The 4,565-nt window shown below is 35.2% G+C and carries 7 protein-coding genes; all 7 read right to left on the minus strand.

Translation table 11 applies throughout. The features are described from left to right. Nucleotides 1-4: 4 nt before the first annotated feature. Nucleotides 5-436 carry a PIN domain-containing protein gene (locus Q5O73_RS10125; protein ID WP_302669623.1) on the minus strand — a complete coding sequence of 144 codons (432 nt, stop codon included), beginning with the start codon at nt 434-436 and terminating at the stop codon, nt 5-7. Continuing rightward, complete coding sequence (locus tag Q5O73_RS10130; RefSeq protein WP_021953758.1) at nt 433-648, minus strand: type II toxin-antitoxin system Phd/YefM family antitoxin; 216 nt, start codon at nt 646-648, stop codon at nt 433-435. Before Q5O73_RS10130 ends, Q5O73_RS10125 begins: the two co-directional genes overlap by 4 nt. A gap of 379 nt (nt 649-1,027) precedes the next feature. Then, nucleotides 1,028-1,213 carry a hypothetical protein gene (locus Q5O73_RS10135; RefSeq protein ID WP_302669624.1) on the minus strand — a complete coding sequence of 62 codons (186 nt, stop codon included), beginning with the start codon at nt 1,211-1,213 and terminating at the stop codon, nt 1,028-1,030. Between the two features lie 306 nt (nt 1,214-1,519). Next, nucleotides 1,520-2,647, minus strand: a complete 1,128-nt coding sequence (locus tag Q5O73_RS10140; protein WP_021953757.1) for a bifunctional chorismate mutase/prephenate dehydratase — start codon at nt 2,645-2,647, stop codon at nt 1,520-1,522. Nucleotides 2,648-2,732: 85 nt separating this feature from the next. Further along, nucleotides 2,733-3,599, minus strand: coding sequence for a 2-amino-4-hydroxy-6-hydroxymethyldihydropteridine diphosphokinase (gene folK, locus Q5O73_RS10145; RefSeq protein WP_021953756.1), 867 nt, complete (start codon nt 3,597-3,599; stop codon nt 2,733-2,735). 10 nt (nt 3,600-3,609) lie between these two features. Then, complete coding sequence (folP, locus tag Q5O73_RS10150) at nt 3,610-4,422, minus strand: dihydropteroate synthase (protein ID WP_186840444.1); 813 nt, start codon at nt 4,420-4,422, stop codon at nt 3,610-3,612. Nucleotides 4,423-4,436: 14 nt separating this feature from the next. Next, nucleotides 4,437-4,559, minus strand: a complete 123-nt coding sequence (locus Q5O73_RS10155) for a GTP cyclohydrolase I (RefSeq protein WP_368076764.1) — start codon at nt 4,557-4,559, stop codon at nt 4,437-4,439. Nucleotides 4,560-4,565: the final 6 nt, after the last annotated feature.

Consider the following 4,565-nt stretch of genomic DNA (forward strand, 5'->3'; position numbering starts at 1 on the left):
GTTTTTATTCAGTTTCGTTTTCTTCCTCTAATAGCTTTAATAATGCAGAAGGTTCACACACCTTAACAGAAGATTTCATATAATCTTTTACATTTCTGGTTACTATACAATCCATTTCTGAACGAATTGCTGTTTCCACCATAATAGCATCTTCATAATCACCAATTTCAGAAGATATTGCTTTCCGGCAATCTAAAGAAGTGGTATCCAACAAATGAAATAAAGTAAAAAGCTTGCTCAAAATCTTTCGTGTTTCTACATCGCTATGTGTTAAACGGTGTGTCAGATAATAGATATCTGTAACTGACTTTGCTGTAATATAACCCTCAAATTGCTTATTTGCAGAATATATAAAGAGTTTTTGCGCTACTTCTGAAAATGGAGCACGAGACTGTAATGCATCGATGATAACACAAGTATCAACTAAAACTCTCATATCGTATTCAACCTTTCTTCCCGTGCTTCTTCCAGAGTCATATCATTTGGAAGAACACCAAACAATGACTTAGCAACATCTACTCTGTCCTGATATGGATTAGACAATTTTGCAACAACTTTTCCGTTACGGGTAATATAAATATCCTCTGTTTCTGCAAGCATAAGGTATTTACCAAGATTAGTTTTTAATTCAGTTGCAGTAATAGACATATCATCATCCCCTTTCTTAAAGAATAATTATTTATCGTCTAAAAAATAGAATCTCTCTTTTCAGTTATATTATACACAAATCGAACGATTTTATCAACAAAATCGTTCGATTTGTGCAAATTTTAATATTTACCAAACTTTGAGACTATCCTCCGCATCAATCCCTTCTTGAAAATGTATTATAAGCATTTCTTCCGGTCCCAACTGCCATTTTCATAATTTGTTATAAGTTGTTACCGGATTATATTTCCCTTATGAGGATTCGTAAACAAGGATAGAACAATATAACACGATACAAGATGTGACGGAGAGGACACCCGCGAAAACTTTAGTGTTTTCAAGGGTTTAACGAGATTTTTATAACACAATATAACAGTTATTAAATCCCTAAAAATACCCCAAGTGAGAATTCAAATTTTACAAGAATATTTGTTGTTTTTGTGATTTTCAATGCATTTTTCTCTTCTGAACCAACCTCAAATCTTATGAAACTCCTGAATTTACAAGAAATATATGTTATATTTTCAAATTTTATGTATTTTTTCTCTACACAAGCACTTTTCAAGCTCGTAATGTCAAAACATTTACATGAAATATTTGATATATTTTCAAATTTAATGTACTTTTCAATTTTTCACGCTCAATTATAATACCCCATAATATTCACAATCAATTCCACCGCAAAAATAAGCAGTTGGATTTCTCTATTGAAGCCATCCAACCGCCTATCTTTAAATTTCCGATATTTTATTTCTGATATTTTATTTCCAATATCTTATTTCTTCTACATCCTTACTAATATCCAGCCTGTTTTTCCAATATACACAGTCCTCTTTTCCTGCAATCGCTCCCCACACAACATAGTTATTCTTTAATAATTTCCAAGGATTCGCATGTTAATTGATTCTGCATTAATTCCGCTAAGGGCATTTATGGCACCTGCCTGTGTGGATTTTCCTTCAAACTCAACATAAAACCGATATTCCCATTTTTTCTCCGGAACAGGTCTTGACTCGATTCTTGTCATGTTAAGATCATTGTAAATAATGTGAGACAACATCTGATACAATGTACCACTTTCGTGAGGCATTTCAAAGCTAATACAAATAAGGTCAGCATTACGTCTCGCAATTTTATTCCTGCTGATAATTATAAACTTTGTTGTATTAGTTGCATTGAAGTTAATTCCTTTATGTAAAATATCAAGTCCGTATATTTTTGCTGCATTAGCACTGGCTATACAGCCTCTTGATTTGTCAGACTGCTCTGAAATATATCTGGCACTTATTGCAGTGTTAGCCAGATTAACCTTTCCCCAGCCATGTTCTTCGATAAATGCGTTACTTTGCATAAAAGCCTGGGGATGAGAATAAACATCCTTAATATCCTCAATTTTAGAACCTTTTATACCACAAAGACAATGCTCAATTTTAACATCAAAGGTATCCACAATATAATTATGAAATTCTACTAACAAGTCGTAAACATCCGTAACAATTCCTGCTGATGAATTTTCAAAAGGAAGCACGGCATAATCAGCCTTGCCATCTCTTACATATTTCATAGCCTCTCTGAAAGTCGACACGTTAACATAACTTGACTTATCACCAAAATATTCCGTAGCAGCCTGCTGGCTGTACGCTCCCGGTATTCCCTGATAAGCTACCGTAACATCTTCCTTTGGCAAATCATCCACAATATCAAAGCCAATATCGCTGTTTACCCCTTCTTCCGTAAGTAACTTATACTGCATTTTTCTGCTCATGGACATAATCTGCTCAAAAAGTTCTTCCACACCATGTCCGTAAAATTTATTACTTGCCTGAGCCTTTAAAGTTTTTAACTTATCTAACTCTCTCTTTCTGTCTAAAACCGGCTTTCCCGTGTGAAGCTTATATGCTGCCACATCCTTACATATATCCATTCTTTTCTCAAAAAGCCTTATAATCTGTTCATCAATAATGTCTATCTCTTTTCTGCTGTCCTGTAAATCTCTCATTTTGTTCCTTTCATAATGAAAAATATTTCTTAACGTAATCTATCTTTGAACTTTTTATACCAATCAGAACACTTAACTATCCCGGCTAATCATTCTGCTGCCTAAAACTACATCCGCCACATCCACTACACTTATTTTGTGGCTGTAAATCCTCTAACAATTGTGAAACCGTCTTGTTAAAAATCGGATGAACGGCATATGGTGCTATCTGATTTAAAGGTTCTAACACAAATAATCTCTTATGCATCTCAATATGTGGAATTTTCAAATCCGGTAAATTAACAATTTCATTATCAAACAAAATAATATCAATATCAAGAGTTCTTGGTCCCCAATGAATCTCCCTTGTTCTTCCGGCTTCTAACTCAATTATATTAACCTTCCTCAATAATTCTTTCGGAGAGTACAATGTCTCAATTTCTACACATCCATTTAAGAAATTATCCTGCTCCACTGGTCCATATGGCTCTGTTTCAATAAACTTTGATACTATGCTGACCCTACAGTTTTCATCATCATAAAGACCTTCTATTGCCTGATTAAGGTATTCTTCCTTATCTCCCATATTAGAGCCAATGCTTAAATATGCTCTGCTCCACTTTCTTCTGACTGTAACAGCCACATTGCCAAAAGGCAGCTTTATAGGTGCATTAGGCTTATTTATGGTAAGCTCCACTTCCTTAATCTTAGGAAATTCCTTTAAAAGCCCTCTTGCTGTCTGTTCTGCAACAGCTTCAATTAAATCAAATCTGTTTTCCGTCATAAACTTATTAATAAACTTACATGCCTTAGAGTAATTTACTGTTTCCTCCAAATCATCACTCATTCCGGGAGTTCTTACATCAGTAAACAAATCCGCATCCACATAAAACTTCTGTCCGTTTATTTTTTCTTCTTCATTACAGCCATGGTAAGCAAATACCTCTAACTGTCTGATTTTTATACAATCCATATTATATCCTTTATTTTACATTTTTTATGGCTTTTGCCATCATAAGAGCCTGATAATTTTCCTTAACATCATGAACCCTGAAAATGGTGCATCCTCTTTCATAACCCATAACTGTTGTGGCTACTGTTCCTGCCATTCTGTCATCTCTGTCCACATCAAGGGTAAGCCCTATAACTGATTTTCTTGAAGTTCCAAGGAGCACCGGAAGTCCCAGTTCCTTTAAACGGTTAACTTCATTAATAACCATAAGATTCTGGGGATAATCCTTTCCAAATCCAACTCCCGGATCAAGCACTATCTGTGAATCTTTTACCCCGGCCTTGTGGGCAATTTCCAAAGACTCTCTTAAATCATTTAAAACATCTTCCACAAAGTTATTATAATTTGTATTATCTCTATTATGCATTACACAGGCTGCCACCTTAGTTTCCGCAACAAGGTCAGCCATATCCTTTTTGCCCCATTTAAAGCCCCAGACATCATTTATCATATCTGCTCCTGCTTTAATTCCTTCCCGTGCCACTCCTGTTTTGTATGTGTCAAGGGAAACTGCCACATCAAATCTTTCCTTTACAGCCTCTATTACAGGCACAACTCTGCTTATTTCTTCTTCATCACTTATAAGAGTGTAGCCCGGTCTTGTGGACTCTCCCCCTATATCGATTATTTTTGCCCCATCATCAATCATCTGCCGGGTATGCTCTAAAGCCTTGTCCAAGCTGTTCCATTTTCCACCATCAGAAAATGAATCCGGTGTTACATTTAAAATTCCCATTATTACCGGCTCTTTATCTAAATCAAATTCATATTTTCCTATTTTCATTGTTCGCGTCTCTCCTATTTATTTATCAGTAAAGTAACATCTCTTCTTAAGGCATCATCCTCTTTGAATTTTCCTTTTAATGCAAAGCTGACAGTTTTGCTTCCGGGCTTTTTTATGCCTCGTGCAGACATACACATATGTTC

The sequence above is a fragment of the Eubacterium sp. AF15-50 genome, assembly GCF_934835595.1.
GTDB lineage: Bacteria > Bacillota > Clostridia > Lachnospirales > Lachnospiraceae > Eubacterium_G > Eubacterium_G segne.